Raw genomic sequence first — 23,317 nt, forward strand, 5'->3', positions numbered from 1 at the left:
ACGTTCGCGTGAGCGATGTGGAACGTGTGGAACCGCCTCCGCGCGACGGGGAAGCACCGCCCCGTCCACAACCCGGCCGCCCGCCTCCGGGCGCATTCTCGTAACGCCCGGACTACGCAGCGTAATTCACCCAGCGCAGCCGGGTCATGGGATCAGCGAAACCACACCGACCACCGCACCGCCGAGACCACACAGACGAGGCCCTCCATGCCCCCCACACCGCAGGCCGTTCCTCACACCCCCAAGATCGAAGAAGCCCTCGAAGCCCGTGACGCCCTCGCCTCCGCCCTTTCCCGGGCCGGCATCCAGCTCCCCGCGATGGACATCCGCACCCCGTGGGCGGACGACCGCAAGGACGAAGCCCAGTACGCCCTCGTCCACCTCGGCGTGTGCGCTCCCCCTGTCGCCCTCCTGCTCGCGGGCGTGATCATGAAGGGGATCAGCGGGTGACCGGCGACGCCGACAAGATCCCCGCTGTCGGCAAGGCCGTCCACGACAGCGCCCGCGATCTCGTCGGACGCGTCATGGGCCACGAGGGCCCGTACGTCCAACTCCGCCCGCTCGCAGGTGGCCGCGAATGGGACGCCGATCCCGACCGTCTCCGCCTCCTCACCCCGACCGAGTTGCTCAGCGCACTCGTCACCGAGGCAAACGTCCGCAGCAGACAGCACAGGTGACACACCGCCACGTCATGGCCGACTCCGTACCAATCCCCTCGCCGTGATCAACACCCTCACCTAGGATGGCGAGAACCAATCTCAGCGGCCCGACGGGCTTCCTGACCCGCTGCGCGAGAGCGCGCGGCGGACGTCGAAGGACATGCCCCCACCCGCACGAGTCTTCTTCGTGCTGCCTGGGGGCATTCCCTTGCTGTTCCGTGAGTCCGCGGCGTCCGTGGCCACCCGTATCCTCGAAGGATCGCTGGCGCTGCATCTGACCGAGAACTTCCGTCATCTGCACGGCCGGAGCGCCGGGCAGTCGGAGGTCAGGTCCTGGGAACGCAGTCTCCCGGCTCTCGTCAACGCCCTCATGGACGCCGGGCTCGGCGACATCGAGGTGCTCATCGAGTACAGCCTGCCCCTCACCAGCAAGCGCGCGGACGCCGTGCTCGCGGGCGTCCACCCGACCACCGGTGAACCGTCGTACGTCGTCGTCGAACTCAAGCAGTGGAGCGCGGCCTACCTGGAGCAGGACGAGCCGCTGCTGTGCCGGATCGACGCGTATCCGGACGCCGTGCTCAACCCGATCAAGCAGGTCCGGGGCTACTGCGAGTACCTGCTGTCGTTCAACGGCGCGCTGGAGCGGATGCCGAGGTCGCTGGCCGGGGTGGCGTTTCTGCACAACGCCACCGAGTCCCGCATCGCGGGTCTGCGGACTGTCACGGAGGACCAGCACGGCCGCCTGTACACCGCTGAACAGCGCGGCGCCTTCCTGGACTTTCTGCGCTCGCGGCTCGCCGCGAAGCCCGGCGCGGAGGCGGCGGACGTGCTGCTCGGCGGCAAGATCCGGCCATCCAAGCAGCTGATGGCCGTCGCGGCGGCGGAGATCCGCGACCGGGAACAGTTCGTGCTCATCGCCGAGCAGCGGGTCGCCTACGAGCAGGTGATGTCCGCCGTGCGCGAGGCGAAGCGGTCCAGCCACAAGCAGGTCATCGTGGTGACCGGCGGTCCCGGCTCCGGCAAGAGTGTCGTCGCGCTGTCGCTCCTGGGGGAGCTGTACCGGCGCGGGATGACCGCGTTCCACGCCACCGGGTCCGCGTCGTTCACCAAGACCATGCGCAAGATCGCCGGGGCGCGCAAACCCGCCGTGCGGGACCTGTTCAAGTACTTCAACAGCTTCATGGACGCCGAGCCCAACGACCTCGACGTACTGATCTGCGACGAGGCCCACCGGCTGCGCAAGACCTCCGCCAACCGCTACACCAAAGCCGAACTGCGCACCGGCCGCCCGCAGGTGGCGGAGTTGATCGACGCGGCCCGGGTACCGGTGTTCCTGCTCGACCAGCATCAGGTGGTGCGGCCGGGCGAGATGGGAACGACAGAGGAGATCCGGCGGGTCGCCCGTGCTCAGGGACTCGAGGTCACGCTGGTGGAGCTGGACGGCCAGTTCCGGTGCGGCGGCAGTGACGCGTACGAGAAGTGGGTCGTCGACCTGCTCGGGCTGGAGGGCGGCACGCCCAACTCGTGGGAGCCGGACGGCAAGCTGGAGCTGCGGACCGCCGAGAGCCCGCAGGAACTGGAGGACTTCCTCGTCGCCCGCCGGGCGGACGGCTACGGCGCGCGGATGTCGGCCGGCTACTGCTGGAAGTGGACCACCAAGGTCACCCCGGACATGACCGAGCTGCCCACCGACGTCGTCATCGGACAGTGGGCGCGGCCCTGGAACGTGTACGGCGACCGGTCCGTCCTCGGTGCGCCGCCCGCGCCCCTGTGGGCCACCGACCCGGACGGTTTCGGGCAGGTCGGCTGCGTCTACACCGCGCAGGGCTTCGAATACGACTGGTCGGGCGTGATCATCGGGCCCGACCTGGTGTGGCGTACGGACCACTGGGTCGTGGACCGGTCCGCGTCGAAAGACCCGATCTTCACGAAAGCGACCCCAGACAGCGAGATCGACCGGCTGATCCGCAACACCTACAAGGTGCTGCTGACACGGGGCATGGTCGGCACGGTCATCTACTCGACGGACCAGGAGACGCGCGACAAGCTGCGCTCGCTCGTGCATCCGGAGTCAGAAGTGAAGGCTCTCACTCTGCTGTAGTCAGGCATGTGCGAAAAGTGGTCGTCTGTCGTCACTGGTAGGTCATACGATCGGACGAACCCGCTCAACTGCCCGTAGGAGAGTGGTAGTTCATGGCACATCAGCCGCCCCTGCTCCGCGATGTCATCGACATCAAGGAGTCCATATCCACGTCGGACTTCGTCCTCCAGCTCTCGGAGACAACGTCCCCGGAGGGTGCCGAGCGGGCGCTGCGGGACTACGTGGTCACGGAACGGCTGCTGGAGAACTTCGACGAGGCGCTCGGGCTGATCCGGGCCGCGCTCGACGGGCACACGTCGAAGGCGGCCTATCTGCACGGGTCGTTCGGTTCCGGTAAGTCGCACTTCATGGCGGTGCTGCACGCCCTGCTCAGCGGGGCCCCGGCGGCCCGCGCGCGGACGGACCTGGACCCGGTGCTCACCAAGCACGAGTGACTCGGCACCGAGGGGAAACGGTTCCTGCTCGTGCCGTACCACATGCTCGGGGCGAAAGCTCTTGAGCAGCGGATCCTCGGCGGATACGTCAGCCACGTCAAGAAGCTGCACCCCGAGGCGCCGACGCCTCAGGTGTACCGGACGGACGCCCTGTTCGAGGACATCCGGGCGATGCGGTCCCGCCTGGGCGACCAGGCGGTGATCGGCGGCCTCACCTCGGCGGACGGCGGCGGCGACGGCACGGCGGACGAGGAGGACAAGTGGGGCGAGGCGTTCGGCTGGACACCTCAGCTGCTCGACACCGCCCTCGCCGCCGAGGAGGTCCACGAGGGCGGCCAGGCGCTCAACCTGGTCAGCCCGTCGACGCCCCCCGAGCTGCGGGCTCGGCTGGTCCAGGACGCGAGCACGCACCTGCTGCCGGGCTTCGCGAAGAACGCCGCCGAGGACGCGCACGGGTTCGTCTCACTCGACGCCGGCCTGTCCGTGCTCGCCGAGCACGCCAAGGCGCTCGGTTACGACGGGCTGATCCTCTTCATGGACGAGCTGATCCTGTGGCTCGCGGCCCTCATCCACGACCAGAAGTTCGTGGCCAAGGAAGCCAGCAAGGTCACCAACTTCGTGGAGGGCGGCGACGCCCGCCGTGCCGTCCCGGTGGTCTCGTTCATCGCCCGTCAGCGCGACCTGCGTGAGCTGGTCGGCGAGGAGGTGTCGGGGGCGGCCGAGTCCGGTCGACGGGGTCAGCGGCCGACATCGGTTCTCGGAGCCGGTTCTGGTGGCCACCGAGGCGGACGACATCGCCGACATGGTGATCACCGAACTCCAACCGGCGCGATGTGCCGGTAGTCCGGTTCAACGCCGCCGACATCGGCGAGGACCTCGCGGTCTCGGCTCGGTTCGGCACCTGGCCTGACCCCTTGGCCAGCTCCGCTTCCAGCACGGCGAACTGGGCCTCGCTCAGCTGTGGCGGCGTGACAGCCTCCGGGACGGGGTGGGGATACCTCCAGGGCCGCGCCCGGGGCGGGACACTCGCAGGAATCCGTACTAGAATCTGTACAGAATCAAGCCTCTATATGGGTACGGTGACAGCATGGAGATCCCTGAGGTCGTGACCGTCAGCGACGCGCGCGCGAGACTGTCGCGGATCCTGACCGACCTGTCGGAGTCCGGCGCGGATGCCGACCCGATCCTGATCGGCGCCCACCGCAAGCCCCAGGGCGTCCTCCTGTCCGTGGATGCCTTCGAGGCGCTGAGCGGCCGAGCCGCACGGCGTACGGCCGTCGCCTCGGCCACCGGCTCCATCGAGGCGGAGGGGCTCCACGCCTCCGAGGCATCCGACCGCGACACCGAGGCGTACGTGAAGGGCGACCTTGACGCGGACACCCTTGTCGCCCGCGCGATCGCCCGCCACCGACAGACGTCGGAGCGGCGGGCAGGATGAACGATCCGTACGCCATGCCCAACGGCGTGCTGCGCAACAAGCTCGGTATAACCGACCATCAGCTGCTCGCTGCAGCGGAGGCGGACATCACCCGGGCGCGCCTCGTCATGCTCGCCGAACGCCCCCTACCCGGCGCGTACGAACTCGGCCATCTTCAAGCGTTCCATGCCGCGGTATTCGGTGACATCTATCCGTGAGCAGGCGAGTTACGCACCGTGAACATCGCCAAGCGCACACCGTTCTGCCCGGCGAGAAACCTGGTGCTCTACGCCGGAGAGGTCTTCGGCCGTCTCGCCTCCTCCGGTCAGCTTCAGAATCTCCCCCGGCAGGAATTCGTCATCCAACTGGCCACGTTGTACGGCGACCTGAACGTCCTCCACCCGTTCCGCGAGGGCAACGGCCGTGCCCAGCGGGCGTTCCTTGCCCAACTCAGCGCCGACGCGGGATACGCGCTGAACTGGTCGGGCATGGACCCTCAACGCAACGAGGACGCCTCGGTGAAGAGCTTCCTCGGTGACAACAGTCTGGTGGAGCTGCTGCTCGACGAGCTGGTCACCACGAGCTGACGCCCGTCACTCCGGCTAGCGAGGATCCTCGGAACAGGGCGCCACCCCTTGGGAACAGCCCGCCGTCGACGAAGCACACGTACGTAGCCGCGCAGTCCGGTTTGAAACGGTATGGAGCGGGGTCTGACCAAACCCCCGGATCTACGAGAAAGGGCCTCTGATCAGTATTTTCCCTGGTCAAAGGCCCTTGGCGGCAGACGAGTCGGGCTGTACGCCGGGTTCTGTCGCCCGGCTGCCTCGCGGCGGCCGGGGAGACGGCCATCCATCTAGGGCCGGCGTTGCCGCCGGCCTCGTGCGGTCTACCCGCGGACTCGGGCGGGCAGCCCTCGAACGTCCGCGCAGAGCGCGTTTTACGGCGCTCCTTTTGACCTTGCTCCGGGTGGGGTTTACCTAGCCGCCTGAGTCACCTCAGGCGCTGGTGGTCTCTTACACCACCGTTTCACCCTTACCCGGGACCGAGGTCCCGGGCGGTCTGTTTTCTGTGGCACTGTCCCGCGGGTCACCCCGGGTGGCCGTTAGCCACCACCCTGCCCTGTGGAGCCCGGACGTTCCTCGGGAAGCACCCCCGAAGGGGACTCCACGCGGCCGTCCGCCCGACTCGTCTGTCGTGTCGACCATGCTACCGGGCGTTCGCCCCGCCGCCGTCCCGAGGCCGTGGCCAGGAGGGAGCCCAGCAGGATCAGGGCGAAGGCCGCCACCACGCCCGCGGTCAGCTCCTCGTCCAGGAAGAGCATGCCCGCCGTCACCGCCACGGCCGGGTTGACGTAGGTGAAGACCACGGCCCGGGTCGGTCCCACCTCCCGGATCAGTTCCAGGAAGGCCACGAAGGCCAGTGCCGTGCAGATCACGCCCAGGCCCGCGAGGGAGGCCAGGACCGAGGGGGCGGGAACCTGCGACGGCCACTGCAGGGCCGCGGCGGGGGCGTACACCAGCGCTGACAGGAGCAGGCAGGGGGCCAGCAGCTGCAGGGTCGGGACGTGCCTCAGGTAGCGGGCCATGATGAGCGGGGCCGTCGCGTAGCCCACCACCGTCACCAGCATCTCCGTGAGGGAACGGGTGTTGCCGCCGGTCAGGTGCGGGATCGTGAGGACCGCCACGCCGGCCAGGCCGAGCCCCAGGCCTGCCGTCAGGATGCCCGGTCGGCCCGGGATGCCCGGTCGGCCCGGATGCCCGGTCGGCCCGGACCGCGTGAGCCGCGTGAGCCGCGTGGCGGTGTGCCCGGGGCCGCGCCGTGGCGCGTTCTCGCTTGACCCTGCCGCAACGTCAACGTTTCTACTGAGGGCATGCAGATCGGAGAGCTCGCCACCGCCGTCGGCGTCACGACGCGGACCGTGCGGCACTACCACCACCTCGGGCTGTTGCCCGAACCCGAGCGGCGCCCCAACGGCTACCGCGACTACGGGCTGCGGCACGCCGTCGCACTCGCCCGGATCAGGCGGCTGACCGAGCTGGGGCTCGGCCTCGCCGAGGTCCGGGACGTCCTCGCGGACGACGCCGGCCGCGACCTCGCCGAGGTGCTCGCGGAACTCGACGACGACCTGGCACGCCAGGAGGCGGCGATCCGGGCCAGGAGGCTGCGGCTGCGCGCCCTGCTCGACGGGGAGAGCATGCCCGCCGAGGGGCCCGTGTCTCCCGAACTTGCCTCCATTTTCAGCGAGTTGACCCGGAACCCGGAACCGGCGATCGCCGCGAAGGACCGCGAGATGATGGCTCTCCTTGAGACGGTCGCGGCCCCGGAGGACCGGGACCGCCTGCTGTCGGCGCTGCGTGCCACCGCCGACGTACCCGGCGCTCTGGAGCGGACGCACTCGGCATACGCGCTGCTGGACTCGCTCGCGGACGCCGACCCGGCCGACCCGCGCGTCGAAGAGGCCGCCCACGCCCTCGGCGCATGCCTTCCGGACGAGGCCCTGGCCGACCTGGACCTCGCGGGACTCGACCTGGACGGGACCGAGGCGAACAGCAGCGGCGGCTTCCTGAGCACCTTCCTCGACGACTTCCCGCCCGCACAGTCCGCGGCGGTCCTCCGGACGATCCAGCTCCTCGTGGAACGTGCGCGCGAGGAGCAGGCGCGTGTGGGGCGTGCGCGCGAGGGGCGTGGACGATGAGGGCCGTGCGGCGGCTCGCCGCCAACGAGGGGCGGCTGCTGGCGAGCATCGCCCGGTGGGTGGCCCGGCGCCCGCACGGCGTCGGCCGGGGGCGGGCCTTCGGATACGCCCGAGGACAGGGCGCGATGATGTTCGCGTTCGGGTTCGTGTGTGTCCTGGAGAGCGCCTGCATGGCGGTGCTGCTGCGGAACCATCCCGCCATGCACCGGATCGTGTTCACCCTCGACGTCTACACGCTGCTGCTCGTCGTCGGCATGCACGCGGCGTCCGTGACCCGTCCGCACGTCCTCGACGACACGGTTCTGCGCATCCGCCGGTCCGCCCACGTCGACCTGCGTGTCCCGCTCGCCTCGATCACCTCCGTACGGCGCGAGCTGGTCACCACGCACGAGCGGAGCGAGGGCCGGCTCGACCTCGCCATGGCCGCGCAGACCACGATCACGCTCGAACTGTCCGCCCCGGTACGGCACTTCACCGCCCTTGGGCGCCCCAGGGACGTACAGCTGATCCGCTTCCACGCCGATGAACCCGACGCGCTGGCGGGCGCCGTACGCGACCTCACGCGGCGGGGCGGGGCGGGCGTAGGACGAGGTGGGGTGAGCGGCACCCCGTAGGCTGGCGTGGCTTCTCGTACGTACCGAAAGTCCCAGGGAGAACCACCGTGCTCGTGCTGTTGCCGCCGTCCGAAGGAAAGGCTCCCTCTGGGCGGGGCGCGCCGTTGAAGCCGGAGTCGCTGTCGTTGCCGGGGCTCGCCGAGGCGCGGCAGGCGGTCCTCGACGAGCTGGTGGAGCTGTGCGTGGGTGACGAGGAGAAGGCGCGCGAGGTGCTCGGACTGAGCGAGGGCCTGCGCGGCGAGATCGCCAAGAACACGGAACTGCGGACCGCGGGTGCCCGGCCCGCCGGGGAGATCTACACCGGTGTTCTCTACGACTCCCTGGACCTGGCCTCGCTCGACACCGCGGGGAAGCGGCGGGCGGCGCGGTCGCTGCTCGTCTTCTCGGGGCTCTGGGGTGCGGTCCGGGTGACGGACCGGATCCCCTCGTACCGCTGCTCGATGGGCGTGAAGCTGCCGGGGCTCGGGGCACTGGGCTCGCACTGGCGGGCCCCGATGGCCGCCGTGCTGCCCGAGGCCGCCGGGCGTGGCCTCGTGCTGGACCTGCGGTCCTCGGCGTACGCGGCCGCGTGGCGGCCGAAGGGCGAGCTCGCGGGGCGCACGGCGAGCGTACGGGTACTGCATGCGCCGACCCGGAAGGTGGTCAGCCACTTCAACAAGGCGACCAAGGGACGCATCGTGCGCAGCCTCATGGAGTCCGGGGCCGTGCCTTCGGGGCCCGCGGAGCTGGTGGAGGCGTTGCGGGATCTGGGGTACGTGGTGGAGGCGGCGCCTCCGACCGGTGCGGGCAAGGCGTGGATGCTGGACGTGCTCGTGGACGAGGTCCACTGACCTGCGGGATTGTGAGACAGCGGGACCGACTGTAGAACTGCGGGACTGCCGGAACCGCGGGTCGTTGCAGTGTGCGCAACGCCCTTTGCGCATGCTGATACTCGCGGGCAGGATGTGGTCATGACCTCACCCCTGCCGCCGTCATCGCCGCGTTCGTCCGTGCTCGAACTCGCGCCCGTCCTGCCCGTGGTCGTCGTCGAGAACGTCTCGGACGCCGTTCCGCTGGCGCGGGCACTCGTCGCGGGCGGCCTGCCGGCGATCGAGGTGACGCTGCGGACGCCCGTGGCGCTCGACGCCATCAGGGCGATCGCGGACGAGGTGCCGGGCGCGGTGGTCGGGGCGGGCACGGTCATCTCGCCCGCCGACGTGGCGGACTCGGTGGACGCCGGGGCGCGCTTCCTCGTCAGCCCCGGTTGGACGGACACACTGCTCGACGCGATGAAGGCGTCCGGGGTGCCGTTCCTGCCCGGGGTCTCGACGACCTCGGAGGTCGTGGCACTGCTGGAGCGCGGAGTGCACGAGATGAAGTTCTTCCCGGCTCAGGCGGCCGGCGGCACGGCGTATCTCAAGGCACTGGCCGGACCGCTTCCGCAGGCCCGTTTCTGTCCGACGGGTGGCGTCGGTCCCGCTGTCGCACCGGAGTATCTCGCTCTGCCCAACGTCCATTGCGTGGGCGGGAGTTGGATGCTCCCGCCGGACGCGATCGCGGCCGGGGACTGGGCGCGGGTGGAGAAGCTGGCGCGGGAGGCCGCAGGCCTGACCCCGTAGGTGCAATGCAGCTCAGGACCGTGCAGCTCAGGACAGTACGGCTCAGGACAGTGCAGACGTGTCGTTGAGGAGCCGTACGCTCGCGTTGCCGTCGGCGTAGTACGCCACCGCCGAGAGCGAGGCCGCCGACACCTCCATGCGGTACAGGGACTCCGGCGGGGCGCCCAGGGCCAGCCGTACGAGGGTCTTGATCGGTGTGACGTGCGAGACGAGGAGCACGGTGCGGCTCGCGTAGGCCGCGAGCAGGTCGTCGCGGGCCCTGGTCACGCGCCGGGCCACCGTTTCGAAACTCTCGCCGCCGCCGGTCGGAGCGGCGTCGGCCGAACCCAGCCAGGCGTTCATGTCGTCCGGGTGGCGCTCCCGTACCTCGGCGAAGGTCAGGCCCTCCCACGCCCCGAAGTCCGTCTCGCGCAGTCCGTCCTCGATCCGTACACCGAGTCCCAGTGCCGCGGCCACGATCTCCGCGGTTTCGCGGCAGCGGGTCAGGGGGGAGGACGCGATGGCCTGTACGGTCCCGCGCGCGGCCAGTTCGCTCGCGACGCGCTCTGCCTGGTGCCGGCCCGCGTCCGACAGGACCGGGTCGCTGCCGCCGCTTCCGGAGAACCGCTTCTGGGAGGTCAGGGGGGTTTCACCGTGACGCAGGAGTACGAAGGTGGTGGGGGTGCTCAGGTCGGGGGGTGGCTGGGCCACGTTGCGGGGGCTGTCGGTAGTCGGCGGGCTTTCGGTAGTCGGCCCGCTGCCGGTAGTCGGCGGGCTGCTGGTAGTCGGCGGGCTGCCGGCCGGTTCTGGCTGGGCGCGCAGTTCCCCGCGCCCCTTGTGCGGCGCCTCGCTCCTGGACGGGTCCGGGCGGCCGGCCCGCTCACCCGGCTCGGCCCGCTCGGTCGGTTCAGCCGACTCGGCCCGCTCAGCCGGTGTCTCCCCCGGTTCTCCTGGCGCCGCGTCGGTGACGACGGCGCCGTAGCCCGCGGGCCCCGGGTTGCCCCGGGAGCCCCCGCCGGGGTCGACGATCAGCTCTCGCAAGCGACGGGCCCCTTACAGACCTGACTCGGAGGTACGGATCAGGATCCGGCGGCAGTTCTCGCAGCGCAGCACCGCGTCCGGAGCGGCCGCCTTCACCTCGTTCACCTCGGTGATGTTCAGCTCCAGGCGGCAGCCCTCGCAGCGGCGCTGGTAGAGGCGGGCCGCACCGACGCCGCCCTGCTGCTCGCGGAGCTTCTCGTAGAGCTTCAGGAGATCGGCGGGCACGGAGCCCGCGACGACCTCACGCTCCTTGGTCAGCGTCGCGCTCTCACGGTCGAAGGACTCGACGGCCGCGTCCCGGCGGGCCGTCGCGTCGTCGATCTTCGACTGGACGGAGGAGACCCGGCCGGTCAGCTCGGCGACCCGCTCCTGCGCGGACTCGCGGCGCTCCATGATCTCCAGGACGACGTCCTCGAGGTCACCCTGCCGCTTGGCCAGCGAGACGATCTCCCGCTGGAGGTTCTCCAGGTCCTTGGGGGACGTGACAGCGCCCGAGTCGAGGCGCTGCTGGTCGCGGGAGGCGCGCTGGCGCACCTGGTCGACGTCCTGCTCCGCCTTGGTCTGCTCGCGGGAGCAGTCGTTCTCCTCGGTCTGCCCGGCGACGAGCAGGTCGCGCAGCTGCGTGAGGTCCTTGGTCAGCGACTCGATCTCGTCGTGCTCCGGCAGCGACCGCTGCTTGTGTGCGAGCTGCTGCAAGCGGGCGTCCAGGGACTGGACGTCGAGAAGTCGGATCTGGTCGGCGGGCGCGGCGTTCAGTTGGGGGCTCCAGGTGAAGGGGAGTGGGAGTTCCACGGGTCGGTGACCGTCTTCGAGACATGGACCCGCAGGTCCCAGCCGTGACGGTCGGAGATTGTGTCGAGCTGGGCTGCGGCCAGCTCGCACCAGGGCCACTCGGTGGCCCAGTGCGCCGCGTCGAGCAGCGCCAGAGGAGTATGCGCGCCGTCCGCCATGAACTCCGACGCCGGGTGGTGGCGCAGGTCCGCGGTGAGGAAGGCGTCCACGCCCGCGGCGCGCACGTCGGCGAACAGGCTGTCGCCGGAGCCGCCGCTGACCGCGACGGTCCGCACGAGTGCCTCGGGGTCTCCGGCCATGCGGATGCCCTGCGCGGTGGCAGGCAGCCGCTCCGCCGCACGGGCGGCGAAATCGCGGACGGTCATCGGGTGATCAAGCTCGCAGACGCGGCCGAGGCCTCGGCGGCCCTCCGGATCGGCGGGGTCCGGCACCAGCGGGCGTACGACCCGCAGGTCGAGCGCGCCCGCGAGGGCGTCGCTCACCCCCGGGTCGGCACGGTCCGCGTTCGTGTGGGCCACGTGCAGCGCGATGTCGTTCTTGATGAGGGTGTGCACGACACGGCCCTTGAAGGTCGAGGCCGCCACCGTCGTCGTACCGCGCAGATAGAGCGGGTGGTGGGTGACCAGCAGGTCCGCGCCCAGCTTCACCGCCTCGTCCACGATCTCCTGGACCGGGTCGACGGCGAACAGGACACGGGAGACCTCCTGGTCGGGGTCTCCGCAGACCGTCCCGACCGCGTCCCATGCCTCCGCGCTCCCGGGGGGCCAGAGGGCGTCGAGCGCGGCGATTGCTTCAGACAGACGGGGCACGACCAAAAGGCTACCTGCCTTGTGTCCGTGCCCGACCGGCCGCTCCAGTGATCACCTGGCCGAAGCGGCACGGGCTGCCGCGCGCAGCCACGGGCAGCACGATCCATGAGCCTGACCGTGAGCACCCTTCATCCCGCTCAGCACACCCGCCCCCGTTCCCTCAGGCGAATCGCAAGTTGGCCACTCTTATGTGTGAAGGGGCCGCCTGCAGGTCCCACGCCTGTGCGTGCGAAAACTAGTTTCGTCGCCGGAGGTGACCGAACGATGGCGGCCTGTGCGATCGAGTCCGCGGCGGCGTCCGGGAACGAGAACGGGAACGAAAACAGGAGCAGGAACGGGAGCGAGTGGGCCGCGCGGGCAGGGTGCGTGATCACCGTCGACGGGTCCTACGCGGCCCGGCTGGCCCGCAGCGGCGAGTCCTGGTTCCCGGAGCGCTGGACACTGGACGGCCCCGAACCGTATGCCGTGCCCCTGCCGGGCAACCAGCCGGAGGAGCCCGGCACGGAAGTGCTGCCGATAACGGACGGGCGGGTGCTCATCCACCGGCTCACCGACGGGCGGCACGCGTTCTCCCTCCTGTACCCGACGGGCCCGGGGACGGGCGAGGTACCGCTCGGCGCGGTGGAGTGCCCCGTACCGGGGACGGAGTTGCGGCTGCTGCCACCCGCTCCGGGCGGCACTCGCGCGTACGCCCTCGCCGTGGGCCGGAGTTCGACGGGGCGGAGTTCGACCGGCGTGTGGCTGGTGGCGGGCGGCGCCTTCGGGCCCGAGCATCTCGCTGAGGTGCCGGGCCACTGCTCTGGTGGGGTGTGGCTGGGCGGCGGGGACCGGCTGCTCGCGCTGGACCGGGAGTCGCAGGGCAGGACCAAGACGGTGGTGGTCGACCTGGAGCGCGGGGGCGAGATGTCGCCACTGCTGCAGATCGCCGAGGAGAGCAACGACCGGCTGCTGCTCGCGGACGCCGACAGCGGGCTGCTCCTGATCCGCTCGGACGCGCCCTCTCCCGGACAGGAGCGGCTCGGCTGGGGCGTACTGGGGAGCACACTCCCGGTCCGGTTCCCCGAGTGCCTCCAGGCGGCCGGCTGCACGGTCACGCCGTTCGCGATCCAGCCGGGCCTGATGCTGACGCCGGAGAGCTGCGCGGTCGCGCTACGGATCGACGACGCCTCGGGCAGCTGGCTCGGCGTGTGGCGGCCGGCGGAGCGTCACCTCCATCAACTGTGCGCTCCGGACGGATGGCTGGCAGGAGCCGGCCGGTGGACCAAGGACGGGGTGCTTCAACTGCCGTACGCGACGGGGGCGGTGCCGTGCGGCGTGTCACGGGTTGAGGCACCCATGGGGGCGGGGGGCACGGGTCCGGGGGATCCGGACCGTACGGCCGAGGCGTCGGGGGCAGCGCCGCGAGGGCCGACGGTCACGGGTCCCCCGGACCCTGCGGTGGCCCGTCCGGTGCCGCTTCAGCAGGCGCCGCTGACGGGGCGGGTGGTCGCGAACGCCTTCGCGGGGCGCCGGTTGGCCCAGGCAGCGACGGGGAGGGGCCGGGCACCCGGGGAGGGAACCGGGGAGCGAGCGGCAGCCGATCCCGTGGCAGCACGCCCTGCGGCAGCGCGCCCCGCAACAGCCCGCCCCACAACAGCCCGCCCCACGACAGCCCACGACAGCATTCCTCCGGCGTCCGAGGACGTTCGCCCGACAGCACCAGAGATCCGTCGTCCCGCGGCCTCCGAGCCGGTGAAGTCGCTGCGTGTCGAGCAGGTCAGCACCGAGGCGCCGCAGGACTTCCACACGCTGCGGATGACCGCCGTCGGCGCCACCCCGTCTCTCACCCCCCGCCAGGTGACCACCGAGTAGCCCCAACCACCCCTCAAGGCGGTCACAACCGACCGTTAGAATCTCCGGCGCTGTACCGAAGGATCTTGTTGACGGGGTGAATTGCACATGAGCGACACAAGCACCATGGAGATAACGGGCACCGACCTGCGGGGGGCGCCGGCGCAGGCCGGCGACGACGGTGGCCAGGGTCGGCACCGGGGGCCCGTCTCCGCCCAGGAGGACGGGGCGACCCCCCGCGGACGGCACCGCAGGCCGGCCGAGCAGAGCGACACACAGGCCTGACCACAACGCGGGCCGGCACCACGAAACGGCCCCGCCCGACACTCGTCGGGCGGGGCCGTTCCTCGTGAGGGCACGCCCCTCATCACTCGTGATCACTCGTGCTTGAGGCCCAGTACCTCCGCCGCCGCGAACGTCTCCCCCGCCGGCCGGCCCTCGTAGTGGGGCGTGAGCAGCGCGTCCAGTTCGTCGTAGGTGAAGGCGTTCTGCTTGGTGTCGAACTTCGCAGCCACCCGCGGCCGTTCCACGACCGCGACCATCCCGCCGTGCACGACGAGGAGCTGGCCGTTGACGCGCGCTGCCGCCGGAGAGGCCAAGTAGCCGACGAGCGGCGCGACATGCTCGGGGGCGAGTGGATCGAGCCGCCCCTCCGCCCCTTGGCCCGCGTCCTGTCCCGTCCTCTGGCCCGCGCCCTGGCCCGCACCCTGCCCCGCGTCCTGTCCCGCCTCCTGCCCCTGCGGCCCGTGGAAGCCCGCGAAGACGTCCGCCGTCATACGGGTCCGGGCGCGTGGGCAGATCACGTTCGCCGTGACGCCGTACTTCGCGAGCGCCAGCGCCGTCGAGGTCGTCAGCCCGACGATTCCGCCTTTGGCGGCGGCGTAGTTGGGCTGTCCCGCGGAGCCCGCGAGGAACGCCTCCGAGGAGGTGTTCACGATCCGGCCGTACACCGGCGCGTTTGCCGCCTTGGACCGCGACCGCCAGTGCGCGGAGGCGAAGTGGGTGGTGTTGAAGTGGCCCTTCAGATGGACTCTGATCACGGAGTCCCACTCGTCCTCGGACATCGAGAAGACCATCCGGTCGCGCAGGATGCCCGCGTTGTTGACGAGGACGTCCAGCTGCCCGAACTCCGCGATCGCCAACTCGACCAGGTCCCGGGCCTGTTGATGGTCGGCGACGTCGCCGGTGTGCGCGACCGCGCGACCGCCCGCCGCCCGGATCTCGGCGGCGACCTCCTCGGCGGGCGCGGCCGACGCGTCGCCGGAGCCGTCACGGCCGGGCTGCCCGAAGTCGTTGACGACCACGGCGGCACCGAGCCGGGCGAGTTCCAGCGCCTCCGCCCGGCCGAGGCCGCGGCCCGCGCCCGTGACGACCGCGGACCGTCCCTCAAGCGGCAGTGACATCAGGGTCCTTCCCATCGACTAGGGGGCGTGACCAGGTAATGACCAGGTACGCGGCACAGGTACGTGGCCAGGTATTCGGAACGTCAGATCTCGATGCACGTACGCAGCGCAACACCCGTACGCATCTGATCGAGCGCCTCGTTGATGTCGGCCAGCGGTACCCGGTGCGTGATCAGGCCCTCCAGGTCGATGCGCCCGGCGCGCCACAGCGCGATGGTCCGCTCGTAGGACCGCAGGACGTCCCCTCCGCCGTACATGGACGGCAGGATCCGCTTCTCGTCGAAGAACAGCTCGAACATGTTGAGCTGGAGGAAGTCGTCCATGGCGCCCGCGCCGACGACGACCAGCGTGCCGCCGCGGCGGGTGTTGTCGTACGCCGTGCGGGCGGTGGCGGAGCGGCCGACGACCTCGAAGACGTAGTCGAAGCCCTCCCCCGCGGTCACCGACTGCTTGGTGTCGGGGAGTTCGTCCGGCGCTATGGCCCGGGTGGCGCCGAACTTCAGCGCGGCCTCGCGACGCGAGAGCACGGGGTCGACGGCGACGATCTCCGCGGCGCCCCTGAGCCGGGCGCCCTGGATCGCGGAGATGCCGACGCCTCCGCAGCCGATGACGGCGACCGACGAACCGGCTTCCACGTCGGCGGTGTTGAGGGCGGCGCCAAGTCCCGTGGTGACTCCGCAGCCGATGAGCGCGGCGATGTCGAAGGGCACGTCGTCCGGGATCGGCACGGCGCAGCCAGCGTCGACGACGACCTCCTCGGCGAAGGTTCCGGTGCCCGCGAAGCCGAACACGTCCGCGCCGGACGAACCACCGCCGGTGCGCTTGAAGTTGGGCGTGCCCGCGTTCATGAAGCCGGCGAGACACAGCTCGGTCTGGCCGCGCTTGCAGGCGGGACAGACGCCGCACGCGGGCAGCCAGCAGACGACGACCCGGTCACCGGGCTTGACGCTCGTGACGCCCTCGCCGACCTCCAGGATCTCGCCGGCGCCTTCGTGTCCGGGGATGAACGGCGCGGGCTGCGGCAGGACCCCGGCCATCGCCGAGAGGTCCGAGTGGCACAGGCCGGTGGCCCGCACCCGGATCCGCACCCGGCCGGGCCCGAAGCCCGTCGTCTCGATGTCGTCGAATATCTCCAGCTTGTCCTGGCCGATCTCCTGCAGTACGGCTGCGCGCATGGTGCGGCTCCCCTCGGAAACGTACGTACGACACTCGTTCCTCGTCCTTACGACGCTCAGGTGTGCTCCACGACCGTGTCGGTGAGGACCGGCGCGTCGTCCCGGCCGGCCGCGCCCACCGTCATCCGGACCCGGCCGTCCTCCTGCCACATGCGGATGCGCAGGGTCTCGCCCGGGTACACCACCCCGGCGAAGCGCGTGGCGTAGGAGCGGACCCGGCCGACGTCGCCGCCGAGCACGGTGTCCACGACCGCCTTCAGCGTCATCCCGTACGTGCACAGCCCGTGCAGGATCGGGCGGTCGAAGCCGGCGAGCTTGGCGAACTCCGGGTCGGCGTGCAGCGGGTTCCAGTCGCCGGAGAGCCGGTACAGGAGTGCCTGGTCCGCGCGGATCGCGCGCTCGACCGTCCTGTCCGGTGCGCCTGCCGGTGGTTCGGGGCGGGTGGAGGGGCCGCGGTCGCCGCCGAAACCGCCCTCGCCGCGTACGAAGATCTGGGCGTCGTTGGTCCAGAGCGGCCCCTGGGCGTCGGCGACATCGGTGCGCAGGACGAGGATGGCGGCCTTGCCCTTGTCGTACACGGCCGCGATCCGGCCGGTGGCGACCGCCTCGCCCGCGACCGGGATCGGCCGGTGCAGTGTGACGGTCTGACCGCCGTGCAGGACATGGGCGAGGTCGACGTCGACGCCGGGCATGGAGAGGCCGCTGATCACGCCCGGGGAGCCCGCGCCTGCGACGGTCGCGAAGCTCGGCAGGACGTGCAGCCGGGACTCCAGCGTGTAGCGCAGTTCGTCGGGATCGGTCGCGGGAACGCCGGCACCGAGGCCGAGGTGGTAGAGCTGGACGTCCTTGTGACCCCAGGTGATCCCGGCGGAACGGGGCTCCGCCGCGAGGGCCCGGGCAACGTCGATGGGCATGGAACTCCTGACTGCCGGGTGGGAAGACCTCGGTGCGGCCGTCCGCACCGTCGGCCGCACCGAGGTCGACTCTGCGCCGGCGAACCCGCCCGTTCTAGAACGCGTTCCAGTGCCGGCGACCCCCTGTATAGCCGAGCTCCGGGCACATGTGAAGACTCCTGACGCCATGTCAGATGGTCTCGGCGGTCCTCACGCGTGCACGCGCCCGGGTCCGGCCCCGGCCCCGGCCCCGGCCTCGACTCCGGCTCCGGCTCCGGCTCCGGCTCCGGCTCCGGACCCTGTTCCGGACCCTGCCCGGATACCCGGCCGTGACATTTGTCCTGCCCGAGTCCGTACATGCGCATCTGCCGCGCCCCACCCATCGCTCCGTAGCGTCGTACCCATGACGAAGACGGGGACGAAGACAGCGAGGGCGTGGTCGGGGACCGGGGCCGGGGCGGGGACCGGGGCTGGGGCGGAGGCGCCCGGTGCGCAGCCGGCCATGTCCTTCACCGGGGTGGTCAAGACCTTCGGCGCGGTACGGGCCGTGGACGGGGTCGACCTGGAGATCGCACGCGGCGAGACGGTCGCGCTGCTCGGCCGCAACGGCGCCGGCAAGTCCACCGCGATCTCGCTCCTGCTGGGCCTGGACGAGCCTGACGAGGGTGTCGTACGCCTCTTCGGCGCCGCCCCGGAGCAGGCCGTACGGGCCGGCCGGGTGGGTGCCATGCTGCAGGACGGCCGACCGGTGCCGCGCGTGACGGTGGGCGAGCTGATCGGGTTCGTGGCCGGCACCTATCCCGCACCGATGCCCGTCGGGGAGGCGCTGGAGCCGGCGGGCATCTCCGAGTTGGCCGGGCGGCGCGTCGACCGGCTCTCCGGGGGCCAGACGGTGGGGGTCCCCCCGCTCGAGCGAAGCCGAGAGTGGGGGAGGGTGCGGTTCGCGGTCGCGCTGGTCGGAAACCCCTCGCTGATCGTGCTCGACGAGCCGACCGCCGCGCTGGACGTGGAGGCGCGGTACGCCTTCTGGGACTCCATGCGGGCCTACGCGCGCCACGGCCACACGGTCCTCTTCTCCACGCACTACCTGGAGGAGGCGGACGCCAACGCCGACCGGATCGTGATCGTCGACCACGGGCGGATCGTCGCCGACGGCACCGGCGAGCAGCTCCGGCGGGCCGCCGGCGGCAGCCTCGTCGCCTTCGACCTCGCGGGCGCCGGTACGGACGGGCTGTCCCTGCTGCCCGGAGTGGTCTCCCTGGAGGTTCGCGGGGACCGGGCCCGGCTGCGGACCGACGCCCCGGACGCGACGGTGATCGCGCTCGCCGAGCGCGGCGCGATACGGGGCCTGGAGGTCGCTCCGGCCTCCCTGGACGACGCGTTCCTGGCCCTGACCTCCACCAGTTCCACCAGTTCCGCGAGTTCCGCGAGCTCCGCGACCGCCGCCCCTGCCGCCCGGCCCGCTTCCCTGGAGACGGTGTGATGCTCGACTATCTGCGGCTCGAAGTGCGCCGGACGCTGCGCGACGTCGGTTTCATGATCGGCGGTGTCGTGATGCCGGTGGTGATGTATCTGCTGTTCACGAACCTCGGCGGTGTCGACAGTGGCTGGAAGACCGCTTCCATGATCGGCATGGCCGCGTACGGGGCGACGGGCTCGGCCCTGAACACCGGCGGCGGGGTAGCCGAGGACCGGACCATCGGCTGGTTGCGACAGCTACGGATCACTCCGATGAGCCCGCGCCAGGTGGTGGCCGGACGCGCTCTGACGGGCGCGGTGACGGTTCTGCCCGCGATCGTGGCGGTCCTCGCGGCGGGCGGCCTGCTCAACGGCGTACGCCTCGACGCCTGGAAGTGGGCGGTGATCGCGCTGTCGCTGTGGCTCGGCTCGATCCCCTTCACGCTGCTCGGTCTCGGCAACGGCTACCGGCTGACCGCGCAGGCCACCGGCGTGGTGAACATGGTCTGCAACCTGACGCTCGCGGTGGTCGGCGGGCTGTGGTTCCCGCTGGTCCTCTTCCCCGGCTGGCTGCGGTCCGTGTCCGCCTACACGCCCACGAACCGCTCCGCGCAGTTCGGTACGGCCGTCGCCGACGGGCGGGCGCCCGCTCTCGGAACGGTGCTGGTGCTGACCGGCTGGCTGCTGGCCTTCGGCTCGTACGCTGTGGTCTCGTACCGCAGGGCCGCGCGGACCGTCTGAACGGGGGTGGGGAACATGTCCTGGTTGCGAGGGGTCAGCTGTCGGATGTCGGAGTGGCAGGAGAAGCGTCAGGAGAACTGGAACCAGGAGGAGCCCGCGCGGGACGCGTCCGGCGCCGGCCGGCGGGACGGGCGCGGGACCGGGAAGCTCCCCGAGCAGTTGGGCCCGCCGCCGAGCGGCTTCGCGCTCCTGCCCTGGCTCCTGATGGGGATGGGCGCCTTCTCCAACCTCTTCCAGGGCAAGACCCCGAACCCGTGGATCGGCGGCATCGGCCTCCTCGTCTTCAACTCCCTCTATATCCACGTGGTGTTCCGCGCCTTCACGAAGGGGGCCCGCGAGGCCCGCTCCACCCGGGTCGCGCTGGTCGCGCTGGGCGTGGTGACCTGTCTCCTCGGGGGCCTGTACGGCGGCAGCTGGCTCCTCTTCTTCCCGCTGCTCGGCCTGGCCGTGGGTGCGATCGTCCGGGGGCGGTGGCTCGGCAGGACCGGTTTCGCGCTGAGCGCGCTCGCGGGCGTCGTGGCGGGGCTGCGGGACGGCTGGGGCGCGGTGAACGTCGCGTACGGCACGTTCCTGTCCACCATGGTGACCGCGGCGATCCTGTCCCTGTCGGAAGCCGTACGTGAACTGCGCGAGGCCCGCGAGGAGTTGGCCCGCCGGGCTGTCGAGAAGGAACGCCTGCGCTTCTCCCGCGACCTGCACGACCTGCTCGGCCACACGCTCTCCGTCATCGTCGTGAAGTCGGAAGCGGCCCGGCGGATCGCCCACCGGGACCTGGACGCGGCGCTCGTCCAGGTCTCCGACATCGAGTCGGTCGGCCGGCAGGCCCTGACGGAGATCCGCGAGGCGGTCACCGGCTACCGCGAGGGCAGTCTGGCCACGGATCTCGACCGTGCGCGGTCGGCGCTGCTGGCGGCGGGCATCGAACCCGTCGTCAAGCAGTCGGGGCCGCCCCTGTCCGCTCGGACCGAGGTGCTGCTCGGCTGGGTCGTGCGCGAAGCCGTCACCAACGCCGTACGCCACAGTGGCGCGACCCGCTGCGAGATCGCGCTGGACGGCTCCTCGGAACACGTCCGCGCCCGCATCACCGACAACGGCACCGGCGCCCCGTCCGTCCCGCTCCCCGTCCTCCCGGGCCTCGGCGGTATGAGTGTCGGCGGCACCGGCTTGAAGGGGCTGACGGAACGGCTCGCGGCGGCGGGGGGCCTGTTGGAGGCGGGGCCGGGGGTGCGGGGTGGGTTCGTGGTGACGGCGGAGCTTCCCGTTGAGGCCACGGAGGCGGCAGAGACGGCGGAGACGGCTGTCGCCTGAGCGTCAGCCGTCCGGCCGGGGTGGTGTGCGGGTGCGAGGGCCGGTGCGGGTGCGGGTTCGTTGTGGCTTGGCGCGCGCAGTCCCTACGCCCCTGAAATGCGGGGTTCGCCCTACCCTTGGGCCGTGAACGAGATGCCGCGAGATCATCGGCCTGCCAAGTCCATCAGGGTTCTCCTCGCCGAGGACCAGGGGATGATGCGGGGCGCGCTCGCCCTTCTGCTCGGACTGGAGGCGGACATCGAGGTGGTCGCGCAGGTCGGGACGGGGGACGCGATCGTGGGGGCGGCGCTGGAGTCGCGGCCCGATGTCGCGCTGCTGGACATCGAACTGCCCGGTATCAGCGGACTGGACGCCGCCGCACTGTTGCGGGAGGAGGCGCCCGACTGCCGGGTGCTGATCCTCACCACCTTCGGCCGGCCCGGATATCTGCGGCGGGCCATGGAGGCGGGCGCCGCGGGGTTCCTGGTCAAGGACGGGCCCGTGGAGGAACTGGCCCGGTCGATCCGCCAGGTGCTGACCGGGGAGACCGTCGTCGATCCGGCGCTTGCCGCGGCCGCGCTGAGCGCCGGGCCCAGTCCGCTCACCACCCGTGAGTGCGATGTGTTGAAGGCCTCCGCGGACGGCGCGACCGTCGCCGACATCGCGTCCAAGCTGCACCTGTCCGAGTCGACCGTCCGCAACTACCTCTCCTCCGCGATCGGCAAGACGGCCACCCGCAACCGCATGGAAGCAATGAGGGAGGCCCGCCACCAGGGCTGGCTGTAGCAGAGCTGGTGGCGGGCAGAGCTGGTGGCGGGCAGGGCCGCGCCCTGACAGAGAACCCTCCGGCGGAGCCGTACGAGCGGCGTGAACGCCACGTTCAGCCCCGCCCGCCCACCTTCCGCGGCAGCCACACCAGCATCAGCACCGCACCGGCGAGCAGCACGACACCGCCCGTCCGGAACACCAGCGCGTACCCCTCCGTCAGTGCCTCCGGCGACGCCTCGCCCCCGGTCCGCGCCGCCGCGATCGTCGCCATCACCGACAGGCCGAGCGAACCACCCATCGTGCGGGAGGTATTGACCAGCCCCGACACCAGCCCGGCGTCCCCGGGCTCCGCCCCCGACGTGGCCAGCGCGGCGAGCGGCGTCGCGGAGAGCCCCGCGCCGACCATCATGAGGACGCCGGGGAACATGATCGTGGTGAGATACGGCCCGTCGGCGCTCATCGTGGACTGCCAGCCGAACCCGGCCGCCGCCACCAGCGTCCCCATCACCGCGACGTTGCGTGCCCCCACGGTCGGCATCAGCCTCGGCGCGGCCTTCGAACCCAGAATCACCGCCAGCGAACTGGGCACGAGCGCGAGTCCGGCCTCCAGGGGCGTGTAGCCGAGCACGTTCTGCGCGTACAGCGTCATGAAGAACCACATGCAGAACATCGCCGAGCCGCACAGGAACATCGCCACGTTCGCCGAGGACACGGATCTCAGCCGGAACAGCTTCAGCGGCATCAGCGGCGCCTTCGTCCGCGCCTCGACCAGCAGGAAGAGCCCGATCAGGGCGACCCCGCCGGACAGCGGCACCAGTGTCCCGGTCGATGCCCATCCCTCGGACTCGGTCTGCACGATCCCGTACGCGAGGGTCGCGAGGCCCGATGTCACCAGTACGGCACCCGGCAGGTCGAGCCGCCGTCCGCCGCCGACCCTGCTCTCGACGAGCCAGAGCAGGCCGCCGACCAGCACCACGGCGCCGATCGGCACGTTGATCAACAGGACCCATCGCCAGTTCAGCCCGTCGACGAGGAGACCGCCGACGAGCCCGCCCGCCGCGCCACCGCCCCCGCCGACCGCGGTCCAGGTCGCGATGGCACGCGCGCGGGCGGCCCCCTCGGGTACGGCCGAGGTGAGGATCGTCAGCGTCGAGGGAGCGAGCACCGCCGCGCCCAGACCCTGCACGGCCCGTGCGGCCAGCAGCTGCCAGTCCGCCTGCGCGAGCCCGCCCGCCAGCGAGGCCAGTGTGAAGAGCGCCAGCCCGACCAGGAACATCCGCTTGCGTCCGTACAGGTCGCCCGCCCGGCCGCCGAGCAGCATGAAGCCGGCGAAGGCGATCGTGTACGCGTTGACGACCCACTGCAGGGCCGGCGCGCTCAGCCCGAGGTCGGCCCGCATCGACGGCAACGCCACGTTGACGACGGACACGTCGAGGACGACGAGGAACTGGCCCGCGCAGGCCAGCGCGACCACCACCCAGGTCGGTGGCGCGGGACGGCGGGACACGGATATCTCTGCGGTGGCTCTGGGCGTGGGCACGAATGTCATGCTCGCAGTGGTCCCCTGCTCCGTACATCCTCTTTTCGCCGCACGATCCGTCCGCCGCAGGGCCTAGGCCGGAC

At 71.3% G+C, this 23,317-nt stretch carries 21 protein-coding genes, 1 other RNA gene and 5 pseudogenes; 18 read left to right on the forward strand and 9 right to left on the reverse strand.

Features of this window, described 5'->3' with window-relative positions; translation table 11 throughout:
• The first annotated feature begins 207 nt into the window (after positions 1 to 207).
• From AB0D14_RS26820 to AB0D14_RS26855, 8 genes and pseudogenes are all read left to right on the forward strand, one after another.
• The gene (locus AB0D14_RS26820; protein ID WP_362783729.1) at positions 208 to 450 is read left to right on the forward strand and encodes a hypothetical protein; all 243 of its coding nucleotides are present in this window, start codon (positions 208 to 210) and stop codon (positions 448 to 450) included.
• The gene (locus AB0D14_RS26825; protein ID WP_362783975.1) at positions 447 to 677 is read left to right on the forward strand and encodes a hypothetical protein; all 231 of its coding nucleotides are present in this window, start codon (positions 447 to 449) and stop codon (positions 675 to 677) included. Before AB0D14_RS26820 ends, AB0D14_RS26825 begins: the two co-directional genes overlap by 4 nt.
• Positions 678 to 819: 142 nt before the next feature.
• On the forward strand, positions 820 to 2,760 hold the full coding sequence (locus AB0D14_RS26830; RefSeq protein ID WP_362783731.1) for a DUF2075 domain-containing protein: 1,941 nt from the start codon (positions 820 to 822) through the stop codon (positions 2,758 to 2,760).
• Positions 2,761 to 2,852: 92 nt separating this feature from the next.
• Positions 2,853 to 3,920: pseudogene (locus AB0D14_RS26835) on the forward strand (DUF6079 family protein); the annotation flags it as partial.
• A 76-nt stretch (positions 3,921 to 3,996) separates the two neighbouring features.
• Positions 3,997 to 4,111: pseudogene (locus tag AB0D14_RS26840) on the forward strand (ATP-grasp ribosomal peptide maturase); the annotation flags it as partial.
• 170 nt (positions 4,112 to 4,281) lie between these two features.
• Positions 4,282 to 4,632 (forward strand): type II toxin-antitoxin system Phd/YefM family antitoxin, encoded by a 351-nt coding sequence (locus tag AB0D14_RS26845; RefSeq protein ID WP_362783734.1) that lies wholly within the window; start codon positions 4,282 to 4,284, stop codon positions 4,630 to 4,632.
• Positions 4,629 to 4,829, forward strand: coding sequence for a hypothetical protein (locus AB0D14_RS26850; protein ID WP_362783737.1), 201 nt, complete (start codon positions 4,629 to 4,631; stop codon positions 4,827 to 4,829). The genes AB0D14_RS26845 and AB0D14_RS26850 overlap by 4 nt, the downstream gene beginning before the upstream one ends.
• Before the next feature lie 15 nt (positions 4,830 to 4,844).
• Positions 4,845 to 5,198 (forward strand): annotated as a pseudogene (locus AB0D14_RS26855) (Fic family protein); the annotation flags it as partial.
• A 194-nt stretch (positions 5,199 to 5,392) separates the two neighbouring features.
• Here AB0D14_RS26855 and rnpB read toward each other — a convergent pair.
• Positions 5,393 to 5,799: RNase P RNA component class A (gene rnpB, locus AB0D14_RS26860), an RNA gene on the reverse strand.
• A 67-nt stretch (positions 5,800 to 5,866) separates the two neighbouring features.
• Positions 5,867 to 6,238: pseudogene (locus AB0D14_RS26865) on the reverse strand (DMT family transporter); the annotation flags it as partial.
• A 243-nt stretch (positions 6,239 to 6,481) separates the two neighbouring features.
• Here AB0D14_RS26865 and AB0D14_RS26870 point away from each other — a divergent pair.
• From AB0D14_RS26870 to eda, 4 genes are all read left to right on the forward strand, one after another.
• On the forward strand, positions 6,482 to 7,306 hold the full coding sequence (locus tag AB0D14_RS26870; RefSeq protein ID WP_362783740.1) for a MerR family transcriptional regulator: 825 nt from the start codon (positions 6,482 to 6,484) through the stop codon (positions 7,304 to 7,306).
• Positions 7,303 to 7,920, forward strand: a complete 618-nt coding sequence (locus AB0D14_RS26875; protein WP_362783742.1) for a hypothetical protein — start codon at positions 7,303 to 7,305, stop codon at positions 7,918 to 7,920. Before AB0D14_RS26870 ends, AB0D14_RS26875 begins: the two co-directional genes overlap by 4 nt.
• A 47-nt stretch (positions 7,921 to 7,967) precedes the next feature.
• Positions 7,968 to 8,750 carry a peroxide stress protein YaaA gene (gene yaaA, locus AB0D14_RS26880; RefSeq protein ID WP_362783744.1) on the forward strand — a complete coding sequence of 261 codons (783 nt, stop codon included), beginning with the start codon at positions 7,968 to 7,970 and terminating at the stop codon, positions 8,748 to 8,750.
• 120 nt (positions 8,751 to 8,870) lie between these two features.
• Positions 8,871 to 9,518: a bifunctional 4-hydroxy-2-oxoglutarate aldolase/2-dehydro-3-deoxy-phosphogluconate aldolase gene (eda, locus tag AB0D14_RS26885; RefSeq protein ID WP_362783746.1), complete on the forward strand. Its 648-nt coding sequence runs from the start codon at positions 8,871 to 8,873 to the stop codon at positions 9,516 to 9,518.
• Positions 9,519 to 9,560: 42 nt separating this feature from the next.
• Here eda and AB0D14_RS26890 read toward each other — a convergent pair whose 3' ends face one another.
• The 3 genes from AB0D14_RS26890 to AB0D14_RS26900 are packed head-to-tail and all read right to left on the reverse strand — an operon-like array spanning position 9,561 to position 12,139.
• The gene (locus tag AB0D14_RS26890; RefSeq protein WP_362783748.1) at positions 9,561 to 10,538 is read right to left on the reverse strand and encodes a histidine phosphatase family protein; all 978 of its coding nucleotides are present in this window, start codon (positions 10,536 to 10,538) and stop codon (positions 9,561 to 9,563) included.
• 12 nt (positions 10,539 to 10,550) lie between these two features.
• Positions 10,551 to 11,294, reverse strand: coding sequence for a C4-type zinc ribbon domain-containing protein (locus AB0D14_RS26895; protein WP_362783949.1), 744 nt, complete (start codon positions 11,292 to 11,294; stop codon positions 10,551 to 10,553).
• Positions 11,291 to 12,139 (reverse strand): Nif3-like dinuclear metal center hexameric protein, encoded by an 849-nt coding sequence (locus tag AB0D14_RS26900; RefSeq protein ID WP_362783751.1) that lies wholly within the window; start codon positions 12,137 to 12,139, stop codon positions 11,291 to 11,293. The genes AB0D14_RS26895 and AB0D14_RS26900 overlap by 4 nt, the downstream gene beginning before the upstream one ends.
• Positions 12,140 to 12,403: 264 nt before the next feature.
• On the opposite strand from AB0D14_RS26900, the pseudogene AB0D14_RS26905 reads away from it, so the two are divergent.
• Both AB0D14_RS26905 and AB0D14_RS26910 read left to right on the forward strand, forming a co-directional pair.
• Positions 12,404 to 13,627 (forward strand): annotated as a pseudogene (locus AB0D14_RS26905) (hypothetical protein); the annotation flags it as partial.
• Positions 13,628 to 14,077: 450 nt separating this feature from the next.
• Entirely contained in the window at positions 14,078 to 14,254 is a 177-nt protein-coding gene (locus AB0D14_RS26910) for a hypothetical protein (RefSeq protein WP_362783753.1), read from the forward strand.
• A 92-nt stretch (positions 14,255 to 14,346) separates the two neighbouring features.
• Here the strand turns inward: AB0D14_RS26910 and AB0D14_RS26915 are convergent, their stop codons facing one another.
• The 3 genes from AB0D14_RS26915 to AB0D14_RS26925 form a co-directional block, all read right to left on the reverse strand.
• On the reverse strand, positions 14,347 to 15,372 hold the full coding sequence (locus AB0D14_RS26915) for a 3-oxoacyl-ACP reductase (RefSeq protein ID WP_362783755.1): 1,026 nt from the start codon (positions 15,370 to 15,372) through the stop codon (positions 14,347 to 14,349).
• Positions 15,373 to 15,455: 83 nt separating this feature from the next.
• The gene (locus tag AB0D14_RS26920) at positions 15,456 to 16,547 is read right to left on the reverse strand and encodes a Zn-dependent alcohol dehydrogenase (RefSeq protein WP_362783756.1); all 1,092 of its coding nucleotides are present in this window, start codon (positions 16,545 to 16,547) and stop codon (positions 15,456 to 15,458) included.
• A 56-nt stretch (positions 16,548 to 16,603) separates the two neighbouring features.
• Positions 16,604 to 17,461, reverse strand: coding sequence for a MaoC/PaaZ C-terminal domain-containing protein (locus tag AB0D14_RS26925; protein ID WP_362783759.1), 858 nt, complete (start codon positions 17,459 to 17,461; stop codon positions 16,604 to 16,606).
• A gap of 481 nt (positions 17,462 to 17,942) precedes the next feature.
• Between AB0D14_RS26925 and AB0D14_RS26930 the strand changes: the two genes are divergently transcribed.
• The 4 genes from AB0D14_RS26930 to AB0D14_RS26945 all read left to right on the forward strand — a co-directional run bounded on the left by AB0D14_RS26930 (position 17,943) and on the right by AB0D14_RS26945 (position 21,712).
• Positions 17,943 to 18,923, forward strand: coding sequence for an ABC transporter ATP-binding protein (locus tag AB0D14_RS26930; RefSeq protein WP_362783951.1), 981 nt, complete (start codon positions 17,943 to 17,945; stop codon positions 18,921 to 18,923).
• Complete coding sequence (locus AB0D14_RS26935) at positions 18,923 to 19,639, forward strand: ABC transporter permease (RefSeq protein ID WP_362783762.1); 717 nt, start codon at positions 18,923 to 18,925, stop codon at positions 19,637 to 19,639. Before AB0D14_RS26930 ends, AB0D14_RS26935 begins: the two co-directional genes overlap by 1 nt.
• 15 nt (positions 19,640 to 19,654) lie before the next feature.
• Entirely contained in the window at positions 19,655 to 20,947 is a 1,293-nt protein-coding gene (locus tag AB0D14_RS26940) for a sensor histidine kinase (protein ID WP_362783765.1), read from the forward strand.
• Between the two features lie 132 nt (positions 20,948 to 21,079).
• Positions 21,080 to 21,712, forward strand: a complete 633-nt coding sequence (locus tag AB0D14_RS26945; RefSeq protein WP_362783954.1) for a response regulator transcription factor — start codon at positions 21,080 to 21,082, stop codon at positions 21,710 to 21,712.
• 94 nt (positions 21,713 to 21,806) lie between these two features.
• Here AB0D14_RS26945 and AB0D14_RS26950 read toward each other — a convergent pair whose 3' ends face one another.
• Positions 21,807 to 23,234, reverse strand: coding sequence for an MFS transporter (locus AB0D14_RS26950; protein WP_362783768.1), 1,428 nt, complete (start codon positions 23,232 to 23,234; stop codon positions 21,807 to 21,809).
• Positions 23,235 to 23,317 lie beyond the last annotated feature (83 nt).

The sequence above is a fragment of the Streptomyces sp. NPDC048484 genome, assembly GCF_040651415.1.
Taxonomy (GTDB): Bacteria; Actinomycetota; Actinomycetes; order Streptomycetales; family Streptomycetaceae; genus Streptomyces.

What these genes read in the sequence shown, in the direction of transcription:
- AB0D14_RS26820 (WP_362783729.1), top strand. Translation starts at nt 208, where the DNA reads ATGCCCCCCACACCGCAGGCCGTTCCTCACACCCCCAAGATCGAAGAA.
- AB0D14_RS26830 (WP_362783731.1), top strand. Translation starts at nt 820, where the DNA reads ATGCCCCCACCCGCACGAGTCTTCTTCGTGCTGCCTGGGGGCATTCCC.
- AB0D14_RS26845 (WP_362783734.1), top strand. Translation starts at nt 4,282, where the DNA reads ATGGAGATCCCTGAGGTCGTGACCGTCAGCGACGCGCGCGCGAGACTG.
- AB0D14_RS26850 (WP_362783737.1), top strand. Translation starts at nt 4,629, where the DNA reads ATGAACGATCCGTACGCCATGCCCAACGGCGTGCTGCGCAACAAGCTC.
- AB0D14_RS26870 (WP_362783740.1), top strand. Translation starts at nt 6,482, where the DNA reads ATGCAGATCGGAGAGCTCGCCACCGCCGTCGGCGTCACGACGCGGACC.
- AB0D14_RS26875 (WP_362783742.1), top strand. Translation starts at nt 7,303, where the DNA reads ATGAGGGCCGTGCGGCGGCTCGCCGCCAACGAGGGGCGGCTGCTGGCG.
- eda (WP_362783746.1), top strand. Translation starts at nt 8,871, where the DNA reads ATGACCTCACCCCTGCCGCCGTCATCGCCGCGTTCGTCCGTGCTCGAA.
- AB0D14_RS26910 (WP_362783753.1), top strand. Translation starts at nt 14,078, where the DNA reads ATGAGCGACACAAGCACCATGGAGATAACGGGCACCGACCTGCGGGGG.
- AB0D14_RS26915 (WP_362783755.1), bottom strand. Translation starts at nt 15,372, where the DNA reads ATGTCACTGCCGCTTGAGGGACGGTCCGCGGTCGTCACGGGCGCGGGC.
- AB0D14_RS26920 (WP_362783756.1), bottom strand. Translation starts at nt 16,547, where the DNA reads ATGCGCGCAGCCGTACTGCAGGAGATCGGCCAGGACAAGCTGGAGATA.
- AB0D14_RS26925 (WP_362783759.1), bottom strand. Translation starts at nt 17,461, where the DNA reads ATGCCCATCGACGTTGCCCGGGCCCTCGCGGCGGAGCCCCGTTCCGCC.
- AB0D14_RS26930 (WP_362783951.1), top strand. Translation starts at nt 17,943, where the DNA reads ATGTCCTTCACCGGGGTGGTCAAGACCTTCGGCGCGGTACGGGCCGTG.
- AB0D14_RS26935 (WP_362783762.1), top strand. Translation starts at nt 18,923, where the DNA reads ATGCTCGACTATCTGCGGCTCGAAGTGCGCCGGACGCTGCGCGACGTC.
- AB0D14_RS26940 (WP_362783765.1), top strand. Translation starts at nt 19,655, where the DNA reads ATGTCCTGGTTGCGAGGGGTCAGCTGTCGGATGTCGGAGTGGCAGGAG.
- AB0D14_RS26945 (WP_362783954.1), top strand. Translation starts at nt 21,080, where the DNA reads ATGCCGCGAGATCATCGGCCTGCCAAGTCCATCAGGGTTCTCCTCGCC.